Source organism: Candidatus Rokuibacteriota bacterium (assembly GCA_030647435.1).
Taxonomy (GTDB): Bacteria; Methylomirabilota; Methylomirabilia; order Rokubacteriales; family CSP1-6; genus AR37.
In genome coordinates this window covers 75,103-100,543 of the sequence record JAUSJX010000060.1, presented here as the reverse complement: position 1 = coordinate 100,543, position 25,441 = coordinate 75,103, and the positions used below count along the sequence as shown (strand labels likewise).

General features: G+C 66.8%; 22 protein-coding genes, 1 tRNA gene and 1 pseudogene. 4 read left to right on the top strand and 20 right to left on the bottom strand.

Annotation, left to right across the window (positions count from 1 at the left end; translation table 11 throughout):
• Window positions 1–23: 23 nt before the first annotated feature.
• On the top strand, window positions 24–389 hold the full coding sequence (locus Q7W02_11130) for a hypothetical protein (GenBank protein ID MDO8476718.1): 366 nt from the start codon (window positions 24–26) through the stop codon (window positions 387–389).
• A gap of 143 nt (window positions 390–532) precedes the next feature.
• On the opposite strand, the gene Q7W02_11125 is transcribed toward Q7W02_11130, so the two are convergent.
• The 3 genes from Q7W02_11125 to Q7W02_11115 all read right to left on the bottom strand — a co-directional run bounded on the left by Q7W02_11125 (window position 533) and on the right by Q7W02_11115 (window position 3,971).
• The gene (locus Q7W02_11125; protein MDO8476717.1) at window positions 533–1,219 is read right to left on the bottom strand and encodes a hypothetical protein; all 687 of its coding nucleotides are present in this window, start codon (window positions 1,217–1,219) and stop codon (window positions 533–535) included.
• A gap of 16 nt (window positions 1,220–1,235) precedes the next feature.
• Window positions 1,236–2,717 carry a lipase family protein gene (locus Q7W02_11120; GenBank protein MDO8476716.1) on the bottom strand — a complete coding sequence of 494 codons (1,482 nt, stop codon included), beginning with the start codon at window positions 2,715–2,717 and terminating at the stop codon, window positions 1,236–1,238.
• A gap of 267 nt (window positions 2,718–2,984) precedes the next feature.
• Window positions 2,985–3,971: a heterodisulfide reductase-related iron-sulfur binding cluster gene (locus Q7W02_11115; GenBank protein MDO8476715.1), complete on the bottom strand. Its 987-nt coding sequence runs from the start codon at window positions 3,969–3,971 to the stop codon at window positions 2,985–2,987.
• Between the two features lie 140 nt (window positions 3,972–4,111).
• Here Q7W02_11115 and Q7W02_11110 point away from each other — a divergent pair, with 140 nt between their 5' ends.
• Entirely contained in the window at window positions 4,112–4,657 is a 546-nt protein-coding gene (locus Q7W02_11110) for a hypothetical protein (GenBank protein ID MDO8476714.1), read from the top strand.
• 4 nt (window positions 4,658–4,661) lie between these two features.
• Here Q7W02_11110 and Q7W02_11105 read toward each other — a convergent pair whose 3' ends face one another.
• The 4 genes from Q7W02_11105 to Q7W02_11090 all read right to left on the bottom strand — a co-directional run bounded on the left by Q7W02_11105 (window position 4,662) and on the right by Q7W02_11090 (window position 8,490).
• Window positions 4,662–4,838, bottom strand: coding sequence for a hypothetical protein (locus Q7W02_11105; GenBank protein MDO8476713.1), 177 nt, complete (start codon window positions 4,836–4,838; stop codon window positions 4,662–4,664).
• Between the two features lie 287 nt (window positions 4,839–5,125).
• Entirely contained in the window at window positions 5,126–5,998 is an 873-nt protein-coding gene (locus Q7W02_11100; protein ID MDO8476712.1) for an ABC transporter permease, read from the bottom strand.
• Window positions 5,998–6,918, bottom strand: coding sequence for an ABC transporter permease (locus tag Q7W02_11095; protein ID MDO8476711.1), 921 nt, complete (start codon window positions 6,916–6,918; stop codon window positions 5,998–6,000). Before Q7W02_11095 ends, Q7W02_11100 begins: the two co-directional genes overlap by 1 nt.
• A 39-nt stretch (window positions 6,919–6,957) precedes the next feature.
• Window positions 6,958–8,490, bottom strand: coding sequence for an ABC transporter substrate-binding protein (locus tag Q7W02_11090; protein ID MDO8476710.1), 1,533 nt, complete (start codon window positions 8,488–8,490; stop codon window positions 6,958–6,960).
• 166 nt (window positions 8,491–8,656) lie between these two features.
• Here Q7W02_11090 and Q7W02_11085 point away from each other — a divergent pair, with 166 nt between their 5' ends.
• Entirely contained in the window at window positions 8,657–9,337 is a 681-nt protein-coding gene (locus Q7W02_11085) for a transposase family protein (GenBank protein ID MDO8476709.1), read from the top strand.
• A gap of 31 nt (window positions 9,338–9,368) precedes the next feature.
• On the opposite strand, the gene Q7W02_11080 is transcribed toward Q7W02_11085, so the two are convergent.
• The 13 genes and pseudogenes from Q7W02_11080 to Q7W02_11020 form a co-directional block, all read right to left on the bottom strand.
• A tRNA-Arg gene (locus Q7W02_11080) sits at window positions 9,369–9,445 on the bottom strand.
• 210 nt (window positions 9,446–9,655) lie between these two features.
• Window positions 9,656–10,852, bottom strand: a complete 1,197-nt coding sequence (locus Q7W02_11075) for an FAD-binding oxidoreductase (GenBank protein MDO8476708.1) — start codon at window positions 10,850–10,852, stop codon at window positions 9,656–9,658.
• 40 nt (window positions 10,853–10,892) lie between these two features.
• Complete coding sequence (locus Q7W02_11070; protein MDO8476707.1) at window positions 10,893–11,729, bottom strand: ABC transporter permease; 837 nt, start codon at window positions 11,727–11,729, stop codon at window positions 10,893–10,895.
• Between the two features lie 62 nt (window positions 11,730–11,791).
• Window positions 11,792–12,745 (bottom strand): ABC transporter permease, encoded by a 954-nt coding sequence (locus tag Q7W02_11065; protein MDO8476706.1) that lies wholly within the window; start codon window positions 12,743–12,745, stop codon window positions 11,792–11,794.
• A gap of 55 nt (window positions 12,746–12,800) precedes the next feature.
• Entirely contained in the window at window positions 12,801–14,492 is a 1,692-nt protein-coding gene (locus Q7W02_11060) for a peptide ABC transporter substrate-binding protein (GenBank protein MDO8476705.1), read from the bottom strand.
• Window positions 14,493–15,275: 783 nt separating this feature from the next.
• Window positions 15,276–15,482: pseudogene (locus Q7W02_11055) on the bottom strand (transposase).
• Window positions 15,483–15,499: 17 nt separating this feature from the next.
• A complete protein-coding gene (locus Q7W02_11050) occupies window positions 15,500–16,537 on the bottom strand; it encodes an ABC transporter ATP-binding protein (GenBank protein ID MDO8476704.1) in 1,038 nt (345 codons plus the stop codon).
• Window positions 16,538–16,565: 28 nt separating this feature from the next.
• A complete protein-coding gene (locus Q7W02_11045) occupies window positions 16,566–17,981 on the bottom strand; it encodes an amidase (protein ID MDO8476703.1) in 1,416 nt (471 codons plus the stop codon).
• Window positions 17,978–18,196, bottom strand: coding sequence for a hypothetical protein (locus Q7W02_11040; GenBank protein MDO8476702.1), 219 nt, complete (start codon window positions 18,194–18,196; stop codon window positions 17,978–17,980). Before Q7W02_11040 ends, Q7W02_11045 begins: the two co-directional genes overlap by 4 nt.
• Window positions 18,193–19,332: an ABC transporter ATP-binding protein gene (locus Q7W02_11035; protein ID MDO8476701.1), complete on the bottom strand. Its 1,140-nt coding sequence runs from the start codon at window positions 19,330–19,332 to the stop codon at window positions 18,193–18,195. The genes Q7W02_11040 and Q7W02_11035 overlap by 4 nt, the downstream gene beginning before the upstream one ends.
• A gap of 11 nt (window positions 19,333–19,343) precedes the next feature.
• Window positions 19,344–20,246 carry an ABC transporter permease gene (locus Q7W02_11030; protein ID MDO8476700.1) on the bottom strand — a complete coding sequence of 301 codons (903 nt, stop codon included), beginning with the start codon at window positions 20,244–20,246 and terminating at the stop codon, window positions 19,344–19,346.
• A 32-nt stretch (window positions 20,247–20,278) separates the two neighbouring features.
• Window positions 20,279–21,232, bottom strand: coding sequence for an ABC transporter permease (locus Q7W02_11025; protein ID MDO8476699.1), 954 nt, complete (start codon window positions 21,230–21,232; stop codon window positions 20,279–20,281).
• A 51-nt stretch (window positions 21,233–21,283) separates the two neighbouring features.
• A complete protein-coding gene (locus tag Q7W02_11020; GenBank protein MDO8476698.1) occupies window positions 21,284–22,885 on the bottom strand; it encodes an ABC transporter substrate-binding protein in 1,602 nt (533 codons plus the stop codon).
• A 463-nt stretch (window positions 22,886–23,348) separates the two neighbouring features.
• Here Q7W02_11020 and Q7W02_11015 point away from each other — a divergent pair, with 463 nt between their 5' ends.
• Window positions 23,349–25,385: a C1 family peptidase gene (locus Q7W02_11015; GenBank protein ID MDO8476697.1), complete on the top strand. Its 2,037-nt coding sequence runs from the start codon at window positions 23,349–23,351 to the stop codon at window positions 25,383–25,385.
• Window positions 25,386–25,441 lie beyond the last annotated feature (56 nt).

Here is a 25,441-nt window from a genome sequence, read left to right as displayed (position 1 = left end):
GGTGCCCTCCCGGGATGTAAGTGATGTCGGTAACCCACGCCTGGTCAGGCCGCGTGAACGTACCCAACCAGGACGATCCTAGCCCGCAGGTGGTGTCGCCCTGGACGGTTGGGGCCATGGAGGAGAGGGAGGCGACCAGAAACATTGTGAAGATCCGAAGGCCACCGCAGGGGTTTTCGTTTTGGCTGGGCGTCATTTTGATGGCGCTGAGCTTTGGGATTTATCTCGCGTATCCCCTGGTGCCCTTCTTGCCGATCACGGTGTGGCGTAAAGGGGAAGTGGCAGTGGGGCTGGCGGCCGTGAGCTGGGGGATGTTCTTTGTGGGGTCGGTGCTCGTCGGCACGAGGGGCGTGGCCTACCTCAAGCGTCGCTTCTTCGAGCGGAGGTAGCCCCAACGGGGTCGCGACCGAACGTGAAGTTGAGCCAGCACTCCTGCTAGCACTCCCACGAAAGCGAACGTCGTTACCATGATGCTATTCATGACGCTTCCTCCGTCATCGAGTGGCGGAGCGTTAGCTTGGCGCTATCGGCGTCAATTCGAGAAGAGGTTCGTAAAGAAGCCCTTGACGCTGTGCCCGAAGCCGACGGCGCTATCGATGAAGGTGGTAGAGCCATCGGATACGGGACACTGGACAGGGTCATTGAGGAAATGAGTAGGTGCGGATCCGCGGTGCGCTTCAGAGTGACGGGCAGGTCCGAGACCCGCCCGCTTGCCTTGGATTAACCTAGCGGCTGGTACATCACCTGGGGGCAGGTCAATGTCTCGGATCTTTTCCGAGGAGGTGAAGTGCGTCTCGACGTGAGGTGTCTGTGGCATCGCGTCTCCCCTCAGGTCGTATTCGGCATGCCCATCCGCCGTGCTCGTGCTCAGCGCGTTCATCTCACTCATCATGAGCGCGGGCGGCAAGCTCCGGCTCACAAGCAGCGTCTGACACGGGCACCCAGGGCCGCCGTGTCCGAGAACGGGCGTTATGTTAGCTACGCTCATCTCCACCGGATCGGCGCCCCGCGCGAGGATCGCGACGCCGTTGTACCTCGGCTTCTGCCCCTGCCAGAGGGCACCGTAACCCGCGTCGCGTATCGTCTCGACCGGACACTCGTCGTGGAAGATGCGCAACTCTTGCAGACACACCACGTCCGGCTGCGCCTCGCCCAGCCATTCCAGCAGGCGCGGCAGGCGGCCCCGGATGCTGTTGATGTTGAAAGTGGCGATCTTCATGGGCGCCGGCAACGTTTTATGGCTTCACGGAAGGTTGGCTGCTGCGCCTGAGCGAGGGAGACAACCCTTTCGATGACATCAAGACCGTCGCCAAAGCGCTGCGCAAGATCGTCGGCGGCAGGAAAGCCCAATAGCGGGCCGACCTGTGCTGTCCGAAGCTCACACGCGTTTGCTCGACAACGGCAGGAAGAAACGGGAGAAGGCGCGTCCACCAAATCGCCGGGAAGAGCATGGCGGTCCAGGTTGCGGCCTGTGTCGTCGCTGCACGGAGCAAGTTAACGCGGCCCACGGGTTTCGTCGGCGCCACACCTCCCGTGTACCCCACCGCCGGCAGCGTGCTCGCGCCGCTGACGAGGGCAATTAGGGGCGCCGTGTCGAGAAGGCCTTGTCCGGCGAAATCCTCGACGTTCAACCGGTCCTCGGCTTTGAGCGCCAGGGGGGGAACGACATGCACCGCGAACGGCGGCGGCGGCAACATCGAAAAGGCGTCGGTGCCATGCACGAATCGCGTCGTCACCTGGTCGAGGAAACGCGGCTTGCCGGACACGTCCGGCGCCGCGGTGGTCGACCGATAGAGTTCCCGAAACGCCCGACCACCGACCCGTGGTGACCCGATCGTGACGACGCGGGCGATCGGATACCCAACGGTCGCAAGATCAACGGCCGCCAGCGTCGCGACCGCGCCCGCGAGCGAATGTCCGCCGATGTGGACCGTCGGCCTGGATCCCAGCTCGCGCGTAGCCTGCGCCAGCCAGGCCTCGACATGCGCGCGAACCTCGGTCCACGTGACGTCGAACCCCTTGTGCCGCAGCGGACGCCGATCGGCCGGCCAGAACATGAAGTCCCGCTTCCAATCCAACGGCGTTGCCGAGCCGCGGAATGCGATATAGGCGTCCGATCCATGCCGGAATGCAATCACGCGCGGTGCGCGATTGCGCCAATCGCGGCCGATTTCCGCGTCCGTGGCGGGGACGACCACCATGTACGTGCGCAGCAGCTTGGCGAGCTCATCACGAAGTTGCTGGAGGTTCGCCGACTCCTGCGTCGATCCGGTGGGCCGGCTCGCGCTGGCCGTGTCTACCGCCGCGCGCAGCTGTGCCAGCTTTTCATCGAGCGGGGAAAGCGTCGACGCAGCGGTCGCCTTCGGTTTGCTGGAGATGGGTGGCGCACTACTGAGCGCCTTGGCAAAGGCCTTCGCGCGCGCCTGACTCTCCAGCCATACGAAGTCGGGGCCCCGATCGAAATATGCGTCGATCGCCGTCGGCATGACGCCCACCTTCGCAAACACTCGCTGGATCGTGTCGAGCGGTCTGTAGATCAGCACACTGAGGTCGACGAGCGCCACTCCCGCCTCGTCGATCTCGGAGTCGTTGCCGAAGTGAATCCGCCGCGTGAACGCCAAAGGATCCGTGGACTCTGGCGCGGGCGACAGCGCGCCTTCTGCCGCTTTAGACAGCGAGCGCGGAACGCCAAGTGGCGGGGCGACAGTGATTTTCATAGAGAGGTGCTTTCAAAACGCATAGGACGGACAAACGCTGCTCCCTCGGCTCCCTCGCGGCGCGATGCGGGCGGGCGACATGCGGTCTCCTCTGCGGGCCCGGGCCTGACACCCGGAATTGCTCGCTTCACCGGGGCGCAGGCGAGCGTCAGCAGCATGCGCGACGGCAGCGCCCACGCGTCGCGCGAGGGCCGCCGTGCGTTTGGAGCACGTCCCCTCCCCGATCACGCCGATGTGCTGGAGGACCGGCATCAGCGGAAGCCGCCGCTACGACGGCGGGGCGTCCGCCGCGTCGCGAGCGGACGGGAGCGGGCCGAATGCGTCCTGCACCACTTCGCGGGCCCGCGCGGCGACCACATTGTTCGCGCGCTGGCAGGGCGTGGTTTCGGCGAGAACCCGCTCCGGATCCTGCCAGAGGCGGTACTTCTTGAACTTGTCCTCGAACTCGATGCCGAGCCCGCGGGCGAAGACCGAGAGGTAGTGCTCGATCGCGATCGGGCGATCAAGCTCGAAGACGCAGATATAGCGCTGGCAGCCGTGATAGATCGTGGCGAGAGTGCCGGCGCCCGCTGCGCAGGCGCGGTCAATCTCATCACGCGCCATCCGGTTCCAGGCGTCGAGGCCGACCTGCTGCTGGACGGACGGCGTGCAGCTCCGGCCGAAGCGTGGGTCGGGCTCGATCTCCACGTAGCGAAGCCCCGGTACCGCCTCGAGGAGCCGCCGCCCCGCCAGCCCCTCGCGCCGTCGGGGCTCGATGAAGTTGTGGTAGTGGAGGGCGACCGAGGCGTTCACGTGCCCGGTGAATCGGAGCTCCGGCAGCCGCGAGACAAGGAACTCCGCGGCATGACTGACCTTGAAGGGAAGCTGGGCCTGGCGGACTTCGTCGTAGAAGTAGATGCAGGACGGGCACCACATCACGACCTCGTCGGGCTGGTAGCGCTCGAAGAGCTTGATCGTGTGATCCGCCATGCCGCCGGCGGCGGCCGTGTCGCCCTGCTGGTGGTGGACGATGCCGCAGCAGTACGTGGGGCCGCCGACCGCCACGTAGTCGAGCCCGAGACGGTCGAAGATCGCGGTGATAGTCTGAATCATGTGGGAGGTGCGGAAGACATTGCAACCGAGGTAGAGCACGATAGGGTGCCGCTCGTCGTTCTCCGCCGGGGCGGTGGTGCGCCAGCCGACCTCTTCCGGCATGGTGGTCAGGTCGCGAATGACCGCGATCTCGCCGAAGTAGCGCTTGTAGTCGTAGGCCATCTCGCCCTCCCCCGGGGATGCTAGGCCTGGGGGCGAGGCAAGTCAACCGAGGCCAGGAACTTTCACGGGCGCTCGGTGCTATCCTCGTACCCTACGGCGCCGCCCGCGCCGACGCCGCGGCGAGAAAGGGGCGCTCGTCCATGTCGTCTATCGCCGGGATCCTCGTCGGCCTCGTCCTGCTGGGATACGGACGCCGTCTCTACTGGGCGTTCGTCGCCGGCGTCGGCTTCCTGACCGGATTGGCGCTCGGGCCGCGCCTGCTGCCCGGACAGTCCGAATGGATGATCCTCACGGTGGCGCTCGTCCTCGCGCTCACGGGCGCCGTGCTCGCGGTCGTCGCCAAGAAGCTCGTCATCGCACTGATCGGTTTTTTCGCCGGCGGCGGAATCGGCCTGCTGTTGCTCCGCCAGCAGGGCATCACGGGCGATGTGCCGGCCTGGGTCGTCTATCTCGTTGCCGGGATCGTGGGACTGGTGCTCGTGCGGACGCTGTTCGAGTGGGCGCTGATTTTGCTCTCGTCGCTCGCGGGCGCGGGCTTGATCGTCGCCGGCGTCGAAGGCCGCGTCGCCCTCTCGCAGGGGCTCGCGTTCCTGCTGGTGATCGCCGTTGCGCTGATCGGCATTGTCGTGCAGGCGGGCTTGCGGGGACAGCCACCGCGCCGCGGCGCCCCGAGCCGGGGCGCCTGAGCCTTCACTTCTTCCGGTAGACGTTCAGCCCGATCTTCTCGTCGCGCTCGGGCACCGCGACATTGCCCTCGGTCGAGGCGATGATGATCGTCTTCCCGGTCGAAGACGGCCCAAACTCTTTGGTCAAGTCCACCGTGATCGTCAGGATGTTCCCGGCCACCGTCATCTGCACGTTCTTCATCTCAGTGTCTCCTTAGGGACGCGGGGTGATGAGGAAGCGGAAGCGGGCGTCGGGGCGGGCGTAGCGCGCGAAGACGTCGTGGACCTCCTGGGCGGTGAAGCGCTGACACTGGGCCGGGGCGTGCGCATAGGACGGACAAACGCTGTTCCCTCGGCTCCCTCGCCGTGCGAGGCGGGTGGGCGAGATGCGGCCTGCCCTGCGGGCCCCAGCCTGAGACCCGGAATTGCTCGCTTCAGTTGCGCGACAAGGGCCGCTGAGTCGGCGACGCGTCGCCATCGTCGCCGGGCTCAGCCCTCGACATTGCGCAGCGTCGGGTCCAGGAGATCGCGCAGCCCATCGCCGAGCAGGTTCGCGCCCAGCACAACGAGGGCGATCATGAGCCCGGGAGCGGTGGCGAGCCACCAGGCATTCGACAGATAGTCACGGCCCTCCGCCAGCATCGAACCCCACGACGGCAGCGGCGCCTGGATGCCCATCCCGAGGAAGCTGAGACCGGATTCCAGCAGGACCATCGTGGCGAACTGGCTGGAGCCGATCACGAGGATGGGCGCCACCGTATTCGGCAGGACGTGTCGCAGGATGATGCGCATATCGCTGGCGCCGAGCATGGCGGCAGCATCAATATAGTCGAGGCCGCGAATCGTGAGGACGTGGGCCCGGATCGTCCGCGCGTAGAGCACCCATCCGCTGAGCGCGAGCACGCCCACGAGCGCGAGCGGGTTCGTGCCGACCACGGCTACGATGGCGATGGCGAGCATGATCACCGGGAAGGCGAGCTGCACGTCCGCCACCCGCATGATGACGGCGTCCGCCCTTCCGCCCCCCCAGCTCGCGGCGAGTCCCACGACGACGCCCACCACCCCGGCGATGGCGACGGCGGTCACGGCGAGGGCCAGGGAGATACGCCCGCCGTGGAGCAGGCGAGCCAGGATGTCGCGGCCCAGATTGTCCGTGCCGAGCAGGTGCGCGCGCGTGCCGCCCAGGCCCCAGGGTGGCGCGAGGCGCTGGCTGAAGCTCGGTTTGACGGGATCGTAGCTGGTGAGCGTCGGGGCGAGGAGGCTCGCGAAGACGACGAGGCCGAGCAGAACGCCCCCGATCGCTATGGTCGGATGGCGGCGTCCCCATCGCCTGAGCGGCCCGGCTTCCTCGCGGGATGCCATCACAAGTACCGGATGCGGGGATCGATGACCGTGTAGAGCAGGTCCACGAGGAGATTGATCGCGACGAAGACGGTGGCGGAGAGGATGAGCACCGTCTGGACCACCGGGAAGTCGCGAAAGAAGATGGCATCCACGATGAGCTTGCCCATGCCCGGCCACGCGAAAACCGATTCGGTGATGACGGCGCCGCCGAGGAGCGCGCCGATCTGAAGCCCGATGACCGTCAGCACCGGGATGGCCGCATTGCGGAGGGCGTGGCGGAGCACGACGCTCTGCTCGGTCAGGCCCTTGGCGCGGCCGGTGCGGATATAGTCGCGGTTGAGTATCTCGAGCATGCTCGAGCGCGTGAGCCGCGCGACCAGCGCGGTGGGAAAGGCCGCGAGCGTGATGGCCGGCAGGACCAGGGATGTCCAACTCGCGAAACCGGAGGTCGGCAGCCAGCGGAGCGCCACGCCGAAGAGCAGGATGAGCATGATGCCGAGCCAGAAGTTCGGCAGCGACTGGCCGAGTACGGCGACGATCGTGCCCGCGACATCGTAGCGCGTGCCCCGGCGCACCGCCGTGAAGATGCCCAACGACACGCCGACGGCTATGGTGACGAGCATGGCCGCGAGCGTGAGCTGCACCGTGGCGGGCAGCCGCTCCAGCACCACCCGCAGGGCGGGCGCCCGGTACTGGAACGACTGGCCGAAGTCTCCGTGGGCCACGCTGCGCAGGAAGAGGCCGTACTGGACGATCAAGGGCTCGTGCAGCCCCAGCTGCCGGTTCAGCTCGGCCACGGCGGACTCGGGAGCGCCGTCGGGCAGGAGCATCCTGGCCGGGTCGCCGGGCAGGACGCGAAGGATGACGAAGACCAGCACCGACACGCCCAGCAGCGTGAGCGCCGACTGCGCGACGCGGCGGAGGATATAGGTTCTCATCCGTCGCGCGGTTCCGCCGGGCCCGGCGCGGCCGGCCGGCTACACGATGCCGACGTCACTCAGCAGGACGTAGTAGTCGCGGCGCGCCTCGAAATTCCGCAGGCGATCGCTGACGCCGTAGATCGCGACGGTGTAGTAGAGCCAGAGCTCCGCGTCCTCGTCCCACACGATGCGCCCGATCTCCTCGTACTTCGCCTGCCGCACCTTGGGATCGGGCACGCGCCCCTCGGCGATGAGCTGCTCCACCCGGGGATTCGTGTAGCGGGTGAGCTTCTCGGCGCCGGCCTTGGTGAACCACTGGCCGAAGTACCAGTCGGGGTCGTGGGGCATGTGCGCCCAGCCGGAGAAGAAGAGATCGTAGGTGCCCGCCGTTCGCTGCTCGCGCGCCGCCGCGATCTCGAGGTTCTTGATATTGAGCTTGATGCCCACGTCGCCGAGCATCGCCGCGACGGCCTGGGCGATCTCGAGCTGCTTGGGGTAGAAGTCCTTCATCAGGACGATATCGACCGAGACGTTGGAGTAGCCGGCCTGCTTGAGAATTTGCCGCGCCTTCTCGGGATCGTAGACCTTGGGCGGCAGGCTCGTATGGCCGATGAGACCGGGCGGCACGGGGCTGTCGACGGGGCGCCCGTAGCCGCGGAGCAGCTCCTTGATGATCACACTGCGGTCGATGGCGAGCGAAATGGCCTGGCGCAGCCGCTGGTCCTTCACGGGCTCCCTGCCGAGCTGGAAGATCCAGCGCTGGGCCTCGATGGCGGGCACGTCGAGCACCTTGACGCCGCGCGTGCCCTTGAGCGTCTCGACGAGATCCGGCGTGACCCGGTCGATCACCTGTAGCTCGCCCGCACGGAGCGCGGCCGTGCGCGTGGACAGCTCCGGAATGAAGCGGAAGGTGACCTTCTCGACCTTCGGGATGCCCGGCTTCCAGTAGGTCGGATTCGCCGTCATCGCGATCTGATCGCCGTGTGTCCAGGAAGCGAAGCGGAACGGGCCGGTGCCGATGGGCTTCTGGAAGAAAGCCTCTTCGTTCCGCCCCGCGCTCGGAGGCAGCATGCCCAGCATGGTGAGATGGGCGGGGAGTGAGCCGAAGGGCCGCTTGGACGTGACGATGACCCCGTAGTCTCCGTCCTTCTCCACGGATTCGATGTCCTGGTACACGAAGGACTTGATGAGCTTGGTATTGTCGTGGACGCGCTTGAGCGTGAAGACCACGCTGTCCGCGTTGAACGGCGTGCCGTCGTGAAAGGTGACGCCCTTGCGGAGCGTGAAGCGCCAGGTCGTGTTGTTGACCGGGCGCCAGGTCTCGGCGAGCGCGGGAACGAACTTGGAATCATTGGTCACGTCGATGAGCGGGTCGAAGAGGTGGCGCAGGACGGAGGTCGTGGAGATCGAGTAGTGGTTGGCGGGATCGAGCGTGAGCATGCGCTCGGACAGGCCGGCGGCGATCTCGCCGCTGCGCTTGGCCTGCCCGGCGGCCAGGCCCGGCGCGCTCGCCAGCGCCAGGCCCGCAGCGCTCACCGTCAGGAAGTCGCGTCGGCCGATGTGATCGAGTTGTGGATGCTGCTCGCGCATGGGGCTCTCTCCTCTGCGGTGCCGCTCGGCCCATAGGAAACATCGGTCTTCACCAGAATCTGTACGGCCCCCTGTGTGGATGCGGGGGCTGAGATGATAGGGGGCATCGGCTCCGAAAGTGATAGACCTCCTGACGTGACTCGCCATCACGGACAGGAGGGAGCCGATGCCCGAGGAGATCGTATCACGCATGCTGCGCCTGCCCGGCTACGGGATCTACGGCTGGGAGACGGACGAAGCCGCCAACACGCTGACCCTCTCGATCCGGCAGACCGCCCGAGAGCCGTATTACGTCTGTGGAGGCTGCGGGATCTCGGTGCGAGAGATCCACAGCTGGACGGAGCGGCGGATCCGGGATCTGCCCTGGGGGACATGGACCGTGTGGCTGCGGGTCGAGGTGCATCGGGTCCGCTGTCGCCGCTGTGGCGTGCGGACCGAACGGCTGCCCTTCGTGGCCGGCAAGGTCCACTACACGGCGCGGCTGGAGGCGGCCGTGGCGCAGGAGTGTGAGGCCGCCCCGGTGAGCCGAGTCGCCGCCCAGCGGAGCCTGCCGCCGGAGACGGTGCGGCGGATGGACAAGCGGGTGCTGCGGCGCTGGGCGGCCGAGCGCCCGCGCCAGCCGCTGCGCGACCTGGGGGTGGATGAGATCTTCCTGGGCAAGACGGTCAAGTTCCTGACCGTGGTCAGTGACCTCGAGACCGGGGAGCCGCTCTGGGTGGGCCGGGAGCGCAAGCGCGAGACCCTGGACCGGTTCTTCGCGGAGGCCTTGCCCCCGGCGCGGCGCCGCGCGGTCCGGGCCGCGGCCCGGCAGTTAGTGTTGCCCATGCCCGTTTACCGCGCCGCGTGAGATGACCGTGAGAACGAGGTGAGAAACGGAATGGCGCGCCCGGAGGGATTCGAACCCCCGACCCTCGGCTTAGAAGGCCGATGCTCTATCCACCTGAGCTACGGGCGCGTGCTTGGATTATCGCTACTTATGGGACGCCCAGCAACTTCCGAATGGCTGGTGTGCCCGGAAAATATGCCCGCGAGGAGTCTGGCGACATCCTCCAGGTGCCCCTGGCTCACAATCTGATAGCGATCGAACAGCGAGCGGGTCTGATCGACGGTCACGTTCTTCGCCACCCGCGCCGGCACCCGGCCGGGCGGGACGGGATGCTGGAACTCAAGACCTGCCACTGGGATCGATATAGTCCGGCCGCACCGCATAGGGATAGGGCCCTTCGATGGTGCGCCCCTCGGCGAAGCGGCGCAGGCTGAAGGCCTCGATGTCGACCGTCTTGGAGCACCCCTCCGTGATGAGCTCGGCCATGCAGGTGCCGACGGCGGGGGCGATCTTGAAGCCCGAGCCGCTGAAAGCCGTGGCGAGATAGAGGCCGTCAATCCCATCCACGCGGCCAAGGATGGCGTGGCGGTCCTGGCTATAGCAGTCGAAGGCGCGGTATCCCCGCGCGAGCGTGGCCCGCTCCATGGCGGGGATGCGCTGGGTAAGGATCCGCGCCCCCACGCCGGCCGCGTGCGGCGGGAGCCCCGTGCCGACGGTGTCCGGATCGATGTCCCACTCCTGGCACGGCACGCCCACGATGGTGAGGATGCCGCTCTCCGGCCGGAAGTAGCTGCCCATCACGTTGTCGATGAAAACCATGTGCGGATCGCGGAGCTCCGGCGGGCGCGTCACCACCGCCGTGTCGATGGCCTTGGGCCGCGCGGGCAAGGGAAGACCGATCTCGCGGCAGAGCCGCGGCGCCCACGCGCCCGCCGCCACCACCACCGCGCCGGCGTCGATACGGCCGGCGCTGGTCTCGACGCCGACGACGCGGCTCTCGCTCCGGACGATGCCGGTCACCGTGGTCCACTGGAGGATCCGGGCGCCCAGCTCCCGGGCGCGCCGGCCGAAGCCCTCGACCGTGTCCTGGGGATTGGCGTAGCCGCTGTCAGGCTCGTAGGCGGCGGCACCGAGGTCCTCCACGTTGGCGAAGGGCTGAAGGTCCTGGAGCTCCGAGGGCGTGACGGCGACCGTGTTGATGCCGATCCCGCGCAGCATCTCCACGTTCTTCCTGAGAGCCTCCGCATAGGGCGGTGCCACCACATTGACGAAGCCCGTGTGGGTGAACACCGGCGGCCCGCCCATCAGCTCCTCCCAGTGCGTGAAGACCGGGAAGCTGGCCCAGGCCAGCCGCGCGTCCCACTCGTTGGTGTAGTGCATGCGGACGAGGGCGCTCGACCGGCCCGAGGCGCCGCTCGCCAGCGCGCCCTTCTCGAGCAGCACGACCCGCTTGACCCCTCTGGAGGCAAGCGCGTAGGCGATGCTCGCTCCGTTGACCCCACCACCGACCACGACCACGTCCGCCGTCTCAGCCATCACCGCTCCTGTCTCTCGGGCCGCGCGCCGCCGCTGCCGCTCAGGTCCTCGAGCGGACGTGGCGGGGATCGAGGGCGTCGCGGAGCCCGTCGCCGAGGAAGTTGAAGCTCGTCACCGCCAGCGTGATCATCACCCCGGGGAAGATCGCCACCCACGGAGCCGTCGTGAAGTAGCTCTGGGCATTGTTGAGCATGTTGCCCCAGCTCGCCAGAGGCGGCTGGATGCCATAGCCGAGGAAGCTGATATAGGACTCAAGCAGGATGGCGCGCGCCACCGAGAGTGTGGCGGCCACGGCGATGATCCCCACCGTGTTGGGCAGAAGGTGCCGCGCCATGATCCGCGCCCCGGAGGCCCCGAGCCCCCGCGCGCCCGTCACGAACTCCTGCTCGCGGAGCGTGAGGATCTGGCCCCGCACCATGCGCGTCACGTCCATCCATGACGTGACCGCGATGATGACCGTCATGGAGGCCAGCGAGGGCCGGACGAATGCGGCCAGCGCCAGCAGCATGAAGATCGGGGGGAACGAAAGCATGGCGTCGGTGAGCCGGAGCAGCACCGTGTCCACCACCCCGCGGACGTACCCTGCCAGGATCCCCAGGACGGCGCCCACGATGACGGTCACGGCCATGGCGGCAAGCCCCACCGTCAGCGAGATGCGCCCGGCGTGAAGCAGGCGCGAGAGCACGTCGCGACCGAGCTCGTCGGCACCCAGGAGATGACCCTTGGCGAGGGGCCGCGCGAACTTGTGGGACATCTCGATCTGGAGCGGATCGCGCATGGCGATCGGGCCGGCGAAGATCGACGAGAGCACGAGGAGGGCGATCACCCCCGCGCTGATCACGGCGGGCCGGTGGCGGACGAAGCGCGCCCAGAAGATGCCGGCGAGAGCCTGCGGCGCGGCGGCCGGCGCGGGAGCCGCGGCTGCGACGACGGCCGCGCTCACGAGTGGCGCACCCGCGGGTCGATGGCCGCGTAGACGAGGTCCGCCACCAGATTGCCCAGGATGACCAGCGCCGCCGTGAACACCAGGATCCCCATGAGCACCGGGTAATCTCGGTAGCCGATGGAGTCCACGAAGAGCCGGCCCATGCCCGGCCAGGTGAAGATGGTCTCCGTCACCAGCGCGCCGCTGAACACCAGCGGGAGCTGGAGGCCGGCCAGCGTCACCAGCGGGATGAGCGCATTCCTGAGCGCGTGCTTGAGGATGACCCAGCCCTGCGACACGCCCTTGGCCCGCGCGGTGCGGATGTAGTCCTCGCCGATCACCTCCAGCATGGAGGCCCGCGTGTAGCGGCTCCACGTCGCCACCATGACCACGCCGAGCGTACCCGCCGGCAGGATCAGGTGGCGCAGACGGTCTGCGAGGGCGAACGGCGCGCCCACCGTCCCAATATTGCCGGGCGGCAGGGTGTGGAGCAGCTCCGAGAAGACGTAGATGGCCATGAGGCCCAGCCAGAAGGTGGGGATGGACAGCGCCACCATGGCCCCGAGGGTGGCCAGGTGGTCGAAGAGCGAGTACTGGCGGACGGCGCTTACGATCCCACTGGCCAGGCCCAGGAGCACGGCCACCGAGAAAGCGCTCAGCATGAGAATGACCGTGGCCGGGACCCGGTCGACGATCACCTCGAGAACCACCCGCCCGTCACGGTAGGAGCGGCCCCAGTTGCCGCTGAGGAAGCCCTTGGCCCAGGAGAGGTACTGGACGTGGATCGGCCGGTCGAGCCCGAACTCGTGGGTGATCCGGTCGAGATCCTCGGCGCTCATGGTGGGGCTGAGCGCGTAAATGGCCGCCGGCCCGCCCGGCGCCAGATGGAGGAGGGAGAACCCGGCGAGCGACACCAGGCAGAGCACCACGACCGCCTGGATCACCCGCCGCGCGAAGTACTGTCTCATCGCCGTGTCGAAGCCGGCGCGGCCAACGCCCCGCGCCGCGCTGAGAGACCTTCGATCAGGCCTTCCACCCCCACTCGTGCATGTTCCAGCTATTCGTCAGCGTGTTGCTGTTGGGCGTGTAGTTGACGATGCCCTGCTTCACGCCCTCGATGCGGACATAGCTGAAGATGGGCAGGTACGCGAGGTCGGTGCGGATCACCTCCTGGAGCTTGAGATAGATGGCGCGGCGCTTGGCGCGGTCAATCTCCCGCACGCCGTCCTCGAGGAGCTTGTCGACCGTGGGGTTCTCGTACTGGCTCACGTTCCGGCCCGAGCCCGTCTTGGCGGCGATGTACTTGCTGTGGATGCGGTTCAGGCAGTCGGGATCGTCGCCCACGGAGGCCTGGATCCCGACCAGCAGCGTCTCGAACTTGGACTTCACGTAGTACTCCCCCCAGATCACGGCGGCCGGCATGTTGGTGATCTGCATGTCCACGCCGATGGCCCGCCAGTTCTGCTGGACGAGCGCCTGCGTCTGCTCGCGGAGCTTGTTGCCCGCGGTCGTGGCGTTGGTGAAGGACAGGCGCACGCCGCCCTTGGCCCGCACGCCGTCGCCGCCCGCCTTCCATCCGGCCTCCTCCAGGATCTGCTTGGCCTTGTCGGGGTTGAACTCGTGCTTGGGCAGCTCGGCGTTGTAGGCCCAGGACGTGGGCGGCAGGTATCCTTCCACCGGCTTGGGCAGCCCGTAGTAGACCTGGTCGACGATGGCCTTCTTGTCCATCGCGAGGTAGAGCGCCTGGCGGACGGCACGCTCCTTGAACTTCGGGTTGCCGTGATTGAAGTAGATGTATTCCACCGAGGGCGAGTAGTGCAGGTGGATGGTCACGCCGGGGAGGCTCTTGGCCTCGTTATAGAACTCCGCTGAGATGCCCTGCATGCCCGTCACGTCCACGGCGCCGCCTTTGAACTGCGTGTACAGGACCGTGAGGTCCGGGATGTACTTGAAGATCACTCGCTCGAGGGCGGGCGCTCCCATGTGGTACGCGGGATTGGCCACGAGGAGGAGGTGGTCGCCGGCCACGCGGCTGCCGAGCCTGAATGGCCCCGTGCCCACCGGGCTCTTGGTGTTGAACTCGGCGGTGTTGGGATCGGCCACGCCCTCCAGGATGTGGGCGGGCACGATGTAGGTGTCGCCCCACGCCGTCATGAAGGGGGCGAAGGGCTCCTTGAGTCGGATCCGCACGGTGGACTCGTCAGGCGTCTCGACGCTCGCCACCTGATCGTGCCCCACCTTGCTGAAGGCCCCGAACTTGGGATTCGTGATCAGCTCGTGCGTGAATTTCACGTCCTTCGAGGTGAACGGCTTGCCGTCGTGCCACTTGACGCCCTTCCTGAGCTTTACTGTGTATTCGAGGCCGTTCTTCTGGATACCGCCGTTCTTCACGGTCGGCACCTCCGCCGCCAGATTGGGGAAGAACTGGGCCTTCTCGTCCACCCGCCACAGGCTGTCGAAGAGTCCGAAGTGGACACCGCGGTCCACCTCGATGTGAGGTCGGGCGGGGTTGAAGACGGTGGGCTCCTGGGACAGCGCCACCACGATCTGGCCGCCCTTCTTCGGGGTCTCGGCGGCGAGCACGGCGCCGGAGCGGATGATGGGGGCCAGCATCACGCCCGCGCCCGTCGTCGCGAGCAGTCCGAGCAACTCGCGCCGCGAGAGCGACGGAGAGCCGGGTCCGGGATCTTCGGGGCGAGCGTCGAGGTCGATCATGGCTCCTCCTTCGTCTCGGGTTCACAGCGCGGTGCGGCTCAGAACTCGGCTCCAGGGCGCCGAGCGGGTCGGACGCGACCGATACTGCTCCGTCGCCAGGGCGGCGTCAAGAGCGTAGCCAGCATTTGGCAGCACTACGAGGCCACGCGCGCGCGCGACCTCGAGGAGGCCGAGAGCGTAGAGAACATAACATTATGACTTCCGACGGAGCGCAGACACGTTGATCACGATCTCGAGCCATCGGCGGGGACGCGGCCCCGGTATCGGCGCAACCTTCGACGGTGTTACGAAGCCACGATCCTCGCCCATAGAGCGAAGCAGGCGCCGCGACGGACACAAGTACGGGGGTACCCAACCCACGGATATCAGCATGATCAACCGTCGCAGTTACAGGCTCCGTCTCTTCCGATGGCTCGAGCACCCACCATGAAGCCACGACGCACCGGCCTGCCCAATCCACACGTCATCGTGACTCTTGACAGCGGAAGTCATATCAACACCCATTCTCAGTCATGGCGCCCCGCGGCCCAGGCTCTTCCCTCCTTGTCACAGCTCTTCCTCTTGTCACAGCGCTGATAACGCCCCTCCCATCTCGGGCCGATCCTGCCAGAGCGCGCCGGAGCAGTCAAATCGGCGCCTCGACGCAGGGGGCGAGAGCTGTCAACCGGGGCGCCAGGCAGGGGGCGCCGTTTCCTCCGCGATCTGGTCGAGGCGAGTGCAGTACCCACTGGTCGATATCGCCACCTCCGCCAATGCTCCTAACTGATTCGCTTTGACCAGCTCCAGCAGCCGAGCCCGGTTCTTGGTAAACACCGTGGCGTTCCACACCGGATCGTCCATGTTCAGGCCCACAAACCAGCGGTACAGCAGGTTGTAGTCCAACTGCTCCATCAGCAACCGCTCGCTGCGAATCGTGTAGAGCGCCTGCAGCAGCGAAGCGCGCAGCAGTCGCTCTGGCGGGATCGACGGGCAGCCGGTGGACGCGTACAACTCGTCGAAGCGCCCACTCAGGCCCCGGCCAGCAGCTCTGCTGCCTTGAAGCACCGCACTACGTGATCCGGGGCGGGCCAGCTGTTGCCCGGGACCTGCGTGTGGCAGGGATTGCTGGCGTAGCGGCAGCGGGGGGCGAAGCTGCAATGATCGGGCGGGCTCGTGAGGCTGGGCGGGGAGCCCGGGATGACCTCCAGCCGCTGATGCCGGTTGCTGCCGTGTACCGTGGAGGCCAGCAGCCCCTCCGTGTACGGATGCCGTCGTTCGCGGATCACGCTCCCCACCGGGCCCGTTTCCACCAGCTGTCCCGCATACATCACCGCAAGGCGGTCCGATATCTCGGCGGCCGCACCGACGTCGTGGGTGACGAATATCATCGCCATCCCGAGCTCGCGCTGCAGTTCCCGCAACAGCAACAGGATCTGAATCTGCACGGTGGCATCGAGAGCGGTCGTGGGTTCGTCCGCCAGCAGCAGGCTGGGCCGGCAGCACAGTGCCAGCGCGATCATCGCCCGCTGGCGCATCCCACCGGAAAGCTCGTGGGGATAGGCCTTGAGGCGTTGCCTTGGCGAGGGGATCCGCACGCGTTCCAGCAGGTCCACGGCGCGCCGCTCCGCCTCGTGCTGCGTCACTCCCTCGTGCCGGATGATGGTCTCGGCAATCTGCCGGCCGATGGTATAGACCGGATCGAAGGCGATCATCGGCTCCTGGAAAATCATCGCCACCGTCTTGCCGCGGAGGTCGGCCAGCGCGCCCGGCTCCAGCGCAAAGATATCCTGCTTGTCGATGAGCACCCGCCCGCCAATGCGCACGCGCCGCGTGGGCAGGAGGCGCATCAGTGCGCGCAGCGTCACGCTCTTGCCCGATCCCGACTCACCGAGGATGCCCAGCACCTCTCCCCGGCGCAGGGTGAAGCTGACGCCGTTTACGGCGTATACGCTGTGCTCGGGCGATTCGAAGCAGACACTGAGTCCGTCCACCTCGACGAGCGAGGCCCCGTCATTTTGCGGGGACCCCGGAGCGGCCGAGTGTTCGGGAGAGGGGGAGCCGTTCATCGGGATGCTCTTTGCGCCAAGGGTGGAGTTACCATGCAGGCGACTTGCGGTGCCAATCGGTCGCCTGCTGGAAGGCGTTCCCCAACTGGAGCAACCGGGCCTCGGCAAAGGGCCGCCCGATGAGCTGGAACGCTACGGGCAGGCCGTTATCCGTAAAGCCGGCCGGCATGCTCAGCGCCGGCAGGCCCACGTAGTTAATGGTGCGCGTGCAGTGCGTGAGCCGCGCAATGACATCGCGGAAACCCGGGCCGGCCTTGACGTCGGTCTCCGCCAGGGTGGGCACCGGGAAGGACAGCACCGGTGCGTGCACAACGTCCACGTGCGCGAACACGCCCTTCATGAAGCGCTCCAGCACAACGGCCCGCAGGTCCAGGGCCTCCAGATAGCGCGTGGCCGGCAAGTACAGCCCCGGCTCGATCCGCGCCCGCACCTGGTCGGCGTAATCCTGTGGCCGGGTGCTCAGCCAGCGCCGATGCAGGGTGGCTGCCTCCGACTGCATCACCACCGCACCGAGCTCCCCAATGATGTCGTGATCGGGCACCTGGATTGGCAGCACCTCCGCGCCGAGCGACCGGAATACGGCCAGGCTCTGCTCCATGGCCCGGCGCACCTCAGGCGTGGCGAGGTCGTAGAAGTAGTTGGACGGCACCCCGATGCGCACGGGCGTGCCTTCCCGCTCCAGTTCCGTCTCGTAATCCGGCACGGGCTCGGCGCTGCAGGTGGAGTCCAGACCGTCCGGGCCGGCGATAATGCGTAGCAGCCGCGCGCAGTCGCGCGCGGTGCGGGCCAGCGGTCCCGCCTGGTCCAGGGAGAAGGAGAGCGGCATCATCCCATGCCGGCTGACGCGGGTCTGCGTGGGCTTGAGCCCGACCACCCCGCACATGGCGGCGGGCAGGCGCACCGAGCCCCCCGTGTCCGAACCAAAGGCGCCATAGACCAACCGGGCCGCCACCGCCGCGCCCGAGCCGCTGGAGGAACCGCCCGGGATGTGCTCGGCATTCCACGGGTTGCGGCAGTCGCCGTAGTGCACGTTGTGACCGGTTGGGCCGACCGCAAACTCGGCCTGGTTCAGCCGTCCCAGCACCAGCGCGCCGGCGGCTTCCAGGCGGGCTATGACGGTGGCCGTCGTATCCGGCACGAATCCGCGGCGGATCTTCGAACCGCAGGAAGACTCCCGCCCGCTGCGATAGAACATGTCCTTGTGGGCCAGCGGCACGCCGTGCAGAGGCCCCCGGCGCCGGCCCCGCGCCAGCTCGGCATCGGCCTGCGCAGCGGCCTGCAACACCGCATCCGCTTCGATGGCGATGAAGCAGTTGAGCCGCCGCTGCCCCCGCTCGCTGCGCTCCAGGCAGGCGCGCACCACCTCGAGCGACGATACCTGGCGGGACGCGATGGCCTCGGCCACCTCCACCAAGGTCATGGCGGTGAGTTCATGCTCCGTCATGGCTTGGCTCCTTCGCAGTAGCGGTGCAGCAGCGCCATGAACTGGCCGGGCTCGCTCTCGAAGGCCAGCTGCTGAGCGGCAGCGAGCACCGCTTCATTCTCGTGGTGCACCAGCCCGGCCAAGTCCTGCGCCTGCCTGGGCTGCAACCGGATATGTTGCAGCGCATCTGCCAGGGCGAGCAGCTGCTCTTTGCTGAAAGTCTCCGCTGGGCTCATGAGGATCGCCTCGATGCGCCCCTTGCGTCGGAGTCATTGCTGCCGCGCGCCAGGTGCGGCGGGGCAGGGATTTGCCCCGCGCGGCTGTGACCCGAGCCGGGGACGGCCATGTGGCAGGCCACCGCGTGCCGGGGCCCCCAGGCCCCGTCGGCCAACTCGGGCTCGCGTGTTCCGCACACCTCTTCGGCGTAGGCGCAGCGCGGACGAAAGCGGCAACCCGGTGGCGGGTCGATCGGGTTGGGCGGGTCGCCGGTCAGCGGCGGCTCGGTGGTGCGCCGGTCCGGGTCCATGGACGGCATGGCCGACAGCAGCGCCCGCGTGTAGGGGTGCAGGGCGGAGCGATAGATGTCCTCCACCGGCCCGACCTCCATCACCTTGCCCAGGTACATGATCATCACGCGATCGCTCAGGTACTGCACGACGTTGAGATCATGGGAGATGAACAGGTATGTCAGGTGCAGCTTGGCCTTGAGGTCCATCAGCAGGTTGAGCACCTGGGCGGCAATGGACTTGTCCAGCGATGACACCGCTTCGTCGAGAATCAACAGCCTGGGATGCAGTGCCAATGCCCGGGCGATGTTGACCCGTTGGCGCTGGCCGCCGGAAAGCTCGTGCGCGTAGCGCCGCACGAACGAATTGGGCTCCAGCCCGACCTGGGCCAGCAGCTCGCGGGCCAGCGTGCGGGCCTCCTGGCGCGAAAGGCCATGCACAATCGGGCCGAAGGTGATGGTATCCTCCACCGGCAGCCTGGGGTTGAGCGAGGAATAGGAGTCCTGGAACACCATCTGCATGTTGCGCCGCAGTTCGCGGATGCTGATGCCCGCGGCATCCCCTACGCGCCGGCCGGAGAAATCCACCTCGCCCCGGTCCGGATCGAGCAGTCGCATCAGCAGTCGTGCCGCGGTGGACTTCCCGCAACCCGATTCCCCGACGATTCCCAGCGTCTCGCCGGCGTCCACCGAAAAGGAAACGTGGTCGACCGCGTGCACCCACGACATGCGCTTGTGGAGCAGGCCGGACTTCAGAGGGAAATACTTGCACAGGTCGCGCACGGCCAGCAGGGGCTGCTCCGCTCCGCTGGCGCCGGAGGCCGCCACGCTGCCGCGGGGGGCACTGCTGGAGGGATCAAGATTCATGCCCGCACCGGTTAAAGCCGCATGTCCATGGCGCTGCGCAACCCGTCGCTCATCAGGTTGAAGCACAGCGAGGTGACGAAGATCATGACCCCCGGCAGCGCAGCGACGTAGGGGCTCACATAGATGGATTGACGCAGCGTGTTCAGCATCAGGCCCCACTCCGGCTCGGGCGGCACGACGCCCAGCCCGAGAAAGCTCAGCCCGGAGGCCAGGATGATGCTGACGCTGATCAGGCTGGTCGCGTAGATGAATACGGGGCCCACCACGTTGCTCAACACGTGCACGCGGATGACGGTGAACGTACCGGCTCCGCTCGCCCGGGCCGCTTCCACGAAATCGAAGGCGCGCACTTGCGTGGTCACGCTCTCGGTCACCCGAGTGACCGGCGGCACGAACACCAGGCTCAGCGAGACCAGGGCGTTCAGGATGCCGGCGCCCAGCGCCCCGGAAATGGCGATCGCCAGCAGTACCGAGGGAAACGCGTAGAAGACATCCACGATCCGCATGATGGCCATGTTGACCCGCCCGCCAACGAAGCCGGCGACCACCCCCAGCAACCCGCCCACCACCAGGGCGTTGAACACGGGCATGATGCCCATGAACAGCGATAGGCGGCCCCCATAGAGCAGCCGGGACAACATGTCGCGCCCCAGCTCGTCCGCCCCGAGCACGAATCCGGGCGTCCCAATCGGCTTGAGACGCTTGAGCATGCTCGCCTTGTACGGGTCGGCCGGAACGAGCCTGTCGGCGAACACGGCCGACAGAATGATCAGCAGCAGCACCACCGCGCAGGCGATGGTGACCTTGTCGCGTTTAAGGCGCTGGTACACCGTCTCCCAGTACCCCCGCGAACTCACCAGGGTCTGGGCGGCATCGATATCGGGCTTGGCGGCCCGGCTGGAGGCGTCGGGCATGGCCCTCTCCGGGCCGGACACGCGGGGGCGGTTCATCCCCGCCGGATGCGCGGATCGAACATGGTCTGGATGAGGTCCACGAACAGATTCAGCAGGACGAAGAACAGGGCCAGCACGAGGATGGTGCCCTGCAGCAGCGGCAGGTCCCGCCGGAAGATGGCGTCGTTCATCAGGAACCCGGCGCCCGGCCAGGAGAACACCGTCTCCACCAGGATCGAGCCGCCGAGCAGATAGCCCAGTTGCAAACCGATCACGGCCAGCACGACGGGCGCGGCGTTTTTAACCACGTGCCCAACCACCTGCCGGTTGAGCAACCCTTTGGCGTGGAGGGCCTGCACGAACTCCTGATTCAGAATCTCGGCCACGCAGGACCGTACGGTGCGGGCGACCACCCCCAGCGGGATCACCGACAGCGTCACCACAGGCAGCACCATGTGGCGCACGTGCAGCCAGTCCCAGGCCCAAGCCGAGGATCCTCCGGGCCCCATCCCCATGGCGGGCAACAGATTCAGCTCCACGGAAAAGAAAATCACCAGCACGATTCCCAGCCAGTAGTGCGGAACGCTCACCCCCGTGATGGCCAGGCCGGTGGCCAGCTTGTCCCAGGCGCGGCCCTGCGTGAAGCCGGCGATGCCACCGAGCAGCGTGCCGCCGCTGAATCCGACGAACGCGGCTGCCAGGGCCAGCAGCAGTGTGTTCAGGATTGCCGGGCCGATCTCGCCGGCCACCGGCCGGCCGGTGGCGATCGACGTTCCTAGCTCGCCGGTGGCGACGTGGCCCATCCAGATCAGGTATTGAATCGGCAATGGTTTGTCGAAACCGTAGGCTTGCCGCAGCCTTTCCACTACCTCGGCCGGCGCATCGGCTGGCACCACCGCATTCAGCGGATCTCCCGGCGCCAGATGCACCAGCATGAACACGATCAGGGTCACGCCCAGCGCGATGGGCAGCGTATAGAACAACCGCTTGAGGAGATAATAGAGCACAATGGGTATTCGTTGCGGCCACGTGCGCCGATGAGGCCGGCTCGCGGGACCCTATTGGGCCACTGTGACCGGGGTGAGGTCCTGGAACCAGTTGCGTGCCTGCACGAATCCTTTCACCTTTGGGGAGAGGGCGCGCGGGTTGAGGTCGTGGGCCACCCACACGAACAGCGCATTGTCCACCTCGTAGGTGTGCACCTCGGCCAGGTAGCGGTCGCGCTGCTCGGGATCGAACGACTTCTTGGCCTTTTCCAACAGGTCATCGAGCTTAGGATCGCTTAACCAGCCCCAGTTGACGCCGTCGGGCGCGTGCAGCGGACCGTAGACCAACCGCGTGAACGCACTGAAGGGCTCCTGGGTGGCGTAGCTGACGTTGATGGCATGTCCGCCGGGATTCGCCGGCGCCTTGGCTCCAGCCCGCCACTGATCCAGCAGGCTCTGCCACTCCATCACGACAAACTCCACCTCGATGCCCACGTCCTTGAAGTTCTGCTGGATGAACTCATTCATGGGCAGGGGTTGCATCTGTCCCGAGCCGCTGGCTGAAATCAGGATCTTGGCCTTGACCGGACGGCTCGGGCTATAGCCGGCTTGTGCCAGCAACGCCTTGGCCTGTGCCGGATCGTATTTCAGATCGAAGCTGGGACGGCCAAACCAGGGATCCCCCACCGGCATGTGGCCCTTGGCGGCCGCCATCAGCCCGCCGAGCAACTGAGTAAGCCCGGCGCGGTCCACCGCCAGGTTGGCCGCCTTGCGCACCCGGATATCGTTCCAGGGGGAGTCGGGCAGCCGGCTCAGGTGATAGGACCAGATGTGCGGGTACACATTGGTGATGATCTGCATGCCGGCGGACTTCAGCCGCGGCACCGCATCAGGCGAGGGCGCCTCGATCCAGTCCACCTGCCCGGAGAGCAGGGCGGCGGTGCGCGTGGTGGCTTCAGGTATGGGAATCAGCACCAGCTTATCCGCCTTGGGCACGCGCTTCTTGTCCCAGTAGGCCGCATTGCGCGCCAGCTCGGCCCGCTCACGCGGTGCCAGCTTGGTCAGCTTCCAGGGGCCCGTCCCCGACGGCTCGAAGGCGAACTTGCTCCAGTCCTTGCCCGTCTTGGCCCACTGTTGGGGGCTTGCGTAGACGATGTAACAGATCTGGAAGGGGAAGAAGGCGTCGGGCTCGTTGGTGGTGAACTCCACCGTGTACGTGTCTACCTTGCGGTAGCTCTTCACCGAAGGAATGCGGAAGTTGACCAGCGACGCCTGCCGCGCGTCGTACTGGGGCGAGTCCTTCTTGAACAGCTTGTCGAAGTTGAAGATCACCGCGTCGGCCGTGAACTCCGATCCGTCATGGAACTTCACGCCCTTGCGCAGATGGAACGTCCACTTGGTCTTGTCCTTGGCATCCACCGCCCAGGACTGGGCCAGGCCGGGGACAAGGCCGGTGGGCTTGTCCGACGAACTCAGGTCCCAGTTGATCAGCGCGTCGTAAATCGTGTAGCCGATGAATCGGAAACCTTCGAATCCATTGTCCGGCTGGCCGAACGTCACCGGAACATTGGCAGCCGTCATGCCCACCCGCAGCACGGATTCCGCGTGGCCGTGCCCAGGCAGCCACGTCAGAAGAAGGGCCAACAGCCCTACGACCGCAACTCGTCTGTTCATTATCGATCTCCCTTGATCGGTCGGATACGGCGAAGAAGGCAGGGAACTCGACGTCCCCTGGATAGCTCGAAGCGCACCCTATCAGCATTCTCCCCCCAGAACAAGGCGCCGCTGAGCGTAGCCATCATTAACGGAGTCCCCGGGGTCGGGCCCGCGGCCCGAGGGCGGCCGAGCCGGGCGTGGGCGTGGGCGTGGACCTGACATAAAACCCATTCTCGGTCATGACCCGCCTCGCTCGAGGGTCTTCCCCCCTTGTCACAGTCCCTGCCGAGTCTCCATTTGACACGGGGCCTGTTTGGGCAGACCCTCGGGCGAATCGGGCGACTCCCATGGCAGGGGAGCGGGCAGCTGCCCGCAGGCGGTGCGTGCAGGTTCCCAGCGAAAGGAGCTTCGTATGCCTCGAGTTCAACGAGCCAGGAAGAGTTCACCGTCCGTCACCATTCGCCGCTCCCGGGGCCGGGTCATGCCCAAGATCCCCGTCAGCCAGGACCAGCTCGACGCCCATCCCGACACGCTCGATTTCCGGGACAAGATGTATGTGCCCACGCTGGTCGAGGTGCCCACGCGCATACCGCTCGAGCAATACCAGGCGTACTACAAGAACAAGAAGGTGCCTGTGCTGGACCAGGGCAAGGAGGGCGCCTGCACCGGTTTCGGCCTCGCCGCCGTGGCCAACTTTCTCTTGCAGCAGCGGCGCGTCGTCCCGGATTCCACGCTGGTCAGCCCGCGCATGCTGTACGAGATGGCCCGCCGCTATGACGAATGGCCGGGCGAAGCGTATTCCGGCTCCAGCGCCCGCGGCGCGATGAAGGGCTGGCACAAGCACGGTGTGTGCGCCAAGACGCTCTGGCCCTACGACGCCAACAAGCCGGGCGGCACGTTGACGCACCCCCGGGCGCTCAACGCGGCCGGGCGGCCGCTCGGCGCGTATTTCCGGGTCAACCACGAAGAGATGGTCGCCATGCACAGCGCCCTGGCGGAGGTCGGCATTCTCTATGCCACGGGCACGGTGCATAAAGGCTGGGGCCAGATCGGCGCGGACGGCGTCATTCCCTTCACCGTCGAGGCCCTGGGCGGCCACGCCTTCGCCATCGTCGGCTACGACGAGCGGGGCTTCTGGATCCAGAATTCCTGGACCGAGACGTGGGGCAAAGGCGGCTTTGCCTTGATCACCTACGACGACTGGCTGGCCAATGGCACCGATGTCTGGGTGGGCCGTCTCGGCGCGCCCGTGATCTTGACCCAGCCAAAGAAGAACACGAAGGGGTACGCCAGCCTGAGCACGAGCTCTGATTTTTCCTTCACCGATCTGCGGCCGCACATCATCAGCGTGGGCAATGACGGCTTCCTCCGCCCTGACGGTACGTTCGGCACCACGGAGGCCGACGTGAAAACGCTCTTCGCACAGGATCTGCCCCGCATCACGTCGGGCTGGGCCAAGAAGCGGTTGTTGCTCTACGCGCACGGCGGGCTGGTGGGGGAGAACGATGCGCTGCAGCGCGTCGAAGAGTATCGCAAACCGCTGCTCGAGGCGCAGGTCTATCCGCTGGCCTTTATCTGGAAGACGGATTTCTTGACCACGTTGCGAAACATCCTGCAGGACGCGCTGGCCCGCCGCCGCCCGGAGGGCCTACTGGACGCCGGGAAAGATTTCATGCTCGACCGCCTCGACGACACGCTCGAACCGCTGGCCCGGGAGGCGGGCAAGCCGCTCTGGAGCGAGATGAAGGAAAACGCGCTGCTCGCCACGACGCAAGACAAAGGCGGCGCCCGGCTCGTCCTCACCGAGCTGGCCAAGTTGCTCGCGGCCGACCCGGCCTGGGACATTCATGTGGCCGGCCACAGCGCCGGGAGCATCTTCATGGCGCCCCTCGTACAACTCTGGTGTGGCAAGGGGACGATCGATAGCGGGCCCACGAAAGGCCTCACCGGGCTGGGCGGCAAGATTGCCTCGCTCACGCTCTGGGCCCCGGCCTGCACCATGGACCTGTTTGACGAGGCCTACCTGCCCTCGATCCAGGACAAGTCGGTCAAGCGGTTCTCTCTCTTCACCCTCAAGGACGCGGCAGAGCAGGATGACGATTGCGCCAACATCTATCACAAGTCGTTGCTCTATCTCGTCTCCAACGCCTTCGAGGACAAGTCCGGGCTGTTCTTTGCGGACGGTGAGCCATTGCTGGGGCTGGAGCGGTTCATCATCGACCAGCGGGACGTGTTCCAGGTTCCCACCGAGACCGAGGTCAAGAAGACAAACCCGCCGATGGTCCCGCTCTTCGGTGTGCCGGCGGCCCAATGGGTCCGCAGCCCGAACGGGCTGCCCGAGGGGGAATCGGCCAACGCCTCGCACGCCCGGCATCACGGCGATTTCGACGACGACAAGGCCACCGTGCTCTCGACCCTCGCCCGCATCACCCTCACCCGCGGCGGAGTCGGCCAGGCGGCGGTCGAATTCGCGCCTTCGGCCTCCACGCTGCGGGATCGTCGGCGGACGCTGGTGTAGGGCGGCGGCTGAAATTCGTTCCCGATTGGGTCGGCCACGAGCGGAACTACCTGCGG

Bases quoted from the DNA above. Each gene is read 5' to 3' on its own strand.
- Q7W02_11130 (MDO8476718.1), top strand. From the start codon at position 24: ATGTCGGTAACCCACGCCTGGTCAGGCCGCGTGAACGTACCCAACCAG.
- Q7W02_11125 (MDO8476717.1), bottom strand. From the start codon at position 1,219: ATGAAGATCGCCACTTTCAACATCAACAGCATCCGGGGCCGCCTGCCG.
- Q7W02_11120 (MDO8476716.1), bottom strand. From the start codon at position 2,717: ATGAAAATCACTGTCGCCCCGCCACTTGGCGTTCCGCGCTCGCTGTCT.
- Q7W02_11115 (MDO8476715.1), bottom strand. From the start codon at position 3,971: ATGGCCTACGACTACAAGCGCTACTTCGGCGAGATCGCGGTCATTCGC.
- Q7W02_11110 (MDO8476714.1), top strand. From the start codon at position 4,112: ATGTCGTCTATCGCCGGGATCCTCGTCGGCCTCGTCCTGCTGGGATAC.
- Q7W02_11105 (MDO8476713.1), bottom strand. From the start codon at position 4,838: ATGAAGAACGTGCAGATGACGGTGGCCGGGAACATCCTGACGATCACG.
- Q7W02_11100 (MDO8476712.1), bottom strand. From the start codon at position 5,998: ATGGCATCCCGCGAGGAAGCCGGGCCGCTCAGGCGATGGGGACGCCGC.
- Q7W02_11095 (MDO8476711.1), bottom strand. From the start codon at position 6,918: ATGAGAACCTATATCCTCCGCCGCGTCGCGCAGTCGGCGCTCACGCTG.
- Q7W02_11090 (MDO8476710.1), bottom strand. From the start codon at position 8,490: ATGCGCGAGCAGCATCCACAACTCGATCACATCGGCCGACGCGACTTC.
- Q7W02_11085 (MDO8476709.1), top strand. From the start codon at position 8,657: ATGCCCGAGGAGATCGTATCACGCATGCTGCGCCTGCCCGGCTACGGG.
- Q7W02_11075 (MDO8476708.1), bottom strand. From the start codon at position 10,852: ATGGCTGAGACGGCGGACGTGGTCGTGGTCGGTGGTGGGGTCAACGGA.
- Q7W02_11065 (MDO8476706.1), bottom strand. From the start codon at position 12,745: ATGAGACAGTACTTCGCGCGGCGGGTGATCCAGGCGGTCGTGGTGCTC.
- Q7W02_11060 (MDO8476705.1), bottom strand. From the start codon at position 14,492: ATGATCGACCTCGACGCTCGCCCCGAAGATCCCGGACCCGGCTCTCCG.
- Q7W02_11050 (MDO8476704.1), bottom strand. From the start codon at position 16,537: ATGAACGGCTCCCCCTCTCCCGAACACTCGGCCGCTCCGGGGTCCCCG.
- Q7W02_11045 (MDO8476703.1), bottom strand. From the start codon at position 17,981: ATGACGGAGCATGAACTCACCGCCATGACCTTGGTGGAGGTGGCCGAG.
- Q7W02_11040 (MDO8476702.1), bottom strand. From the start codon at position 18,196: ATGAGCCCAGCGGAGACTTTCAGCAAAGAGCAGCTGCTCGCCCTGGCA.
- Q7W02_11035 (MDO8476701.1), bottom strand. From the start codon at position 19,332: ATGAATCTTGATCCCTCCAGCAGTGCCCCCCGCGGCAGCGTGGCGGCC.
- Q7W02_11030 (MDO8476700.1), bottom strand. From the start codon at position 20,246: ATGCCCGACGCCTCCAGCCGGGCCGCCAAGCCCGATATCGATGCCGCC.
- Q7W02_11020 (MDO8476698.1), bottom strand. From the start codon at position 22,885: ATGAACAGACGAGTTGCGGTCGTAGGGCTGTTGGCCCTTCTTCTGACG.
- Q7W02_11015 (MDO8476697.1), top strand. From the start codon at position 23,349: ATGCCCAAGATCCCCGTCAGCCAGGACCAGCTCGACGCCCATCCCGAC.